The sequence below is a fragment of the uncultured Thiodictyon sp. genome (assembly GCF_903828115.1).
In the GTDB taxonomy this organism is placed as follows: domain Bacteria; phylum Pseudomonadota; class Gammaproteobacteria; order Chromatiales; family Chromatiaceae; genus Thiodictyon.
In genome coordinates this window covers 1-1,841 of sequence record NZ_CAIKKU010000652.1, presented here as the reverse complement: position 1 = coordinate 1,841, position 1,841 = coordinate 1, and the positions used below count along the sequence as shown (strand labels likewise).

The 1,841-nt window shown below is 65.0% G+C and carries 3 protein-coding genes and 1 pseudogene; 3 read left to right on the top strand and 1 reads right to left on the bottom strand.

All coding sequences use genetic code 11. The features are described from left to right. A partial coding sequence (locus tag QZY48_RS24650) for a hypothetical protein (RefSeq protein WP_295436045.1) occupies positions 1–226 on the bottom strand: 226 nt, incomplete at its 3' end. Between the two features lie 13 nt (positions 227–239). Between QZY48_RS24650 and QZY48_RS24645 the strand changes: the two genes are divergently transcribed. The 3 genes and pseudogenes from QZY48_RS24645 to gltD form a co-directional block, all read left to right on the top strand. Beyond that, positions 240–653, top strand: a complete 414-nt coding sequence (locus QZY48_RS24645) for a hypothetical protein (RefSeq protein WP_295436043.1) — start codon at positions 240–242, stop codon at positions 651–653. Positions 654–754: 101 nt separating this feature from the next. Beyond that, positions 755–994, top strand: a complete 240-nt coding sequence (locus QZY48_RS24640; RefSeq protein ID WP_295436041.1) for a hypothetical protein — start codon at positions 755–757, stop codon at positions 992–994. A gap of 113 nt (positions 995–1,107) precedes the next feature. Continuing rightward, a pseudogene (gltD, locus tag QZY48_RS24635) lies at positions 1,108–1,302 on the top strand (glutamate synthase); the annotation flags it as partial. Positions 1,303–1,841: the final 539 nt, after the last annotated feature.

Genomic DNA, 1,841 nt, shown 5'->3' with positions numbered 1-1,841 from the left:
CAAGCTGGATGACATCCAAGCGGAGCTGCGCCTGCGCTTCACTGGCGTCGAGACCGGACTTGCCGCGATCGATCATCACCTCGCCGCTTTCCACGCGGTCGACGCCGTCCGCGCTGACGAGATCGCTGACCTGCGGCGTCGACTGGAGCGGGTCGAACGGCGACTGGAGTTGGCGGACGCGGTTTAGCGGAGCGGGTTGGCCAAAGGGCGCACGGCTGGAGCCCATGATGACCGGTCGGATGAGTACGCACGTTGAAATCGCACGCCTGCTGCCGGCCTGGGAGCACTTCCGTCAAGCCACCGACATCAGCCCGATCCGCAATGAGGCCCATTACCTGCGCATGGTCGCGATGCTGGAGGCCCTCCTGGACGAAGCGGTCGGCGATGAGCAGCATTCGGCCATGGGGCTGGTCGATATCGTCGGCGACCTGATCGAGGACTATGAGGCGGACCAGCCCCCGCTTGCGGAGGCGTCCGGCATGGACGCAATGGCGTTCCTCATGGAGCAGCACGAACTGACACCGGGCGATCTGCCGGAGATCGGGAACGAGGGGGAGGTCTTGGACATTCTCGGCGGTCGGCGGGAACTCGACATCCATCAACTGCGCGCCCTCGGCAAGCGGTTCGGGGTTTCGCCCGCGACCTTTGTGTGAACCCTCGGCCGTATAGGTCGAGATGGCAATTCGTTGTCCGGCCATCCTGACCCCGTAACCCGATGATGGCCGCGTGGTGGGGTTCGCCAACCGAGACGACCATGGCTGACAAGGTTGAAGACCTGACCAGCGAGATGCTCCGCCGCGTTCACAGCAAGCTGGACGACATCCAGACTGAGATGCGCCTGCACTTCACAGGCGTCGAGACCGGCCGCGCCGCGATCGACCATCACCTCGTCGCCTTCCATGCGGTGGACGCCGTCCGCGCAGACGCGATCGCTGACCTGCGGCGTCGACTGGAGCGGGTCGAACGGCGACTGGAGTTGGCGGACGCGGTTTGACGGAGGGGCTCACCAAGCGAGGGCGATCCTCTGGAAGGAAAGCCAGGCTCGAGTTCTTTCGCCGCGACAGGCGAAAATCAGTTCGAGCTTGGCCCCTTTACCCTGACACCAGACTCGAACTCGACCCCCGCGGCAACGTCAAGATGACCACTGAGGGTGTCAGCGCCTACCAAACCGCGGTACCGGGGTCTTTTGGGGCGGGGGGACGTGCGGCGCGGCAGTCGCGGGTGGTCTGGGCCATCCGCGAGGGGCGCCACCGCGCGCGGGCAGTGGATGAGCGCTTGAGGCGGTCGGATATGCCAAAGTAGGGCGCCGGGCTGACAAGCCCGCCGCCGTCATTCCGGCAGGATGCCGGAATCCAGTGCCACGGATGGTACCTCGCGTGCAGTCGCGACCCCGCGGAACGACCTCCCACCGCCGAGCCCTCGGCTCCCCCGGCCGGCTGACCCGCCCGCCCCGACAAGACATAGAAGCGATCTCCCAGCCGCATTTTCGAGGGCGCCGCAGATGGAGTAAGCTATCAGGCAACGCCTTGGGAGAGACGACGCCGATGATCGTAACCGCGAAACTCGACAACACCGACCACCCCAAGACCGTCCGGCTGCCCGCGGGCGTCGAAGTCACCGGCGACGGCTAGGAGGCTAAAGGCACCAAGGGTAAGTATCTTGCGCGGCTGACGGGGCGAAAATCTACTCGAGCCTGACCCGAATGGCGCTAATTTAGGCCGCGTCTGAATCATAATCAGTGGGTTACCGATGCCATCCGTGACCAGAAATCAGCATACTCAGCGCTGCTTCTTGGGATGGCCGTTCTTGCGGACTTCCTCCTGCGCGACCCGCCGGGGCTT

Coding starts and splice junctions, on each gene's coding strand:
- QZY48_RS24640 (WP_295436041.1), top strand. CDS start 755: ATGGCTGACAAGGTTGAAGACCTGACCAGCGAGATGCTCCGCCGCGTT.
- QZY48_RS24645 (WP_295436043.1), top strand. CDS start 240: ATGAGTACGCACGTTGAAATCGCACGCCTGCTGCCGGCCTGGGAGCAC.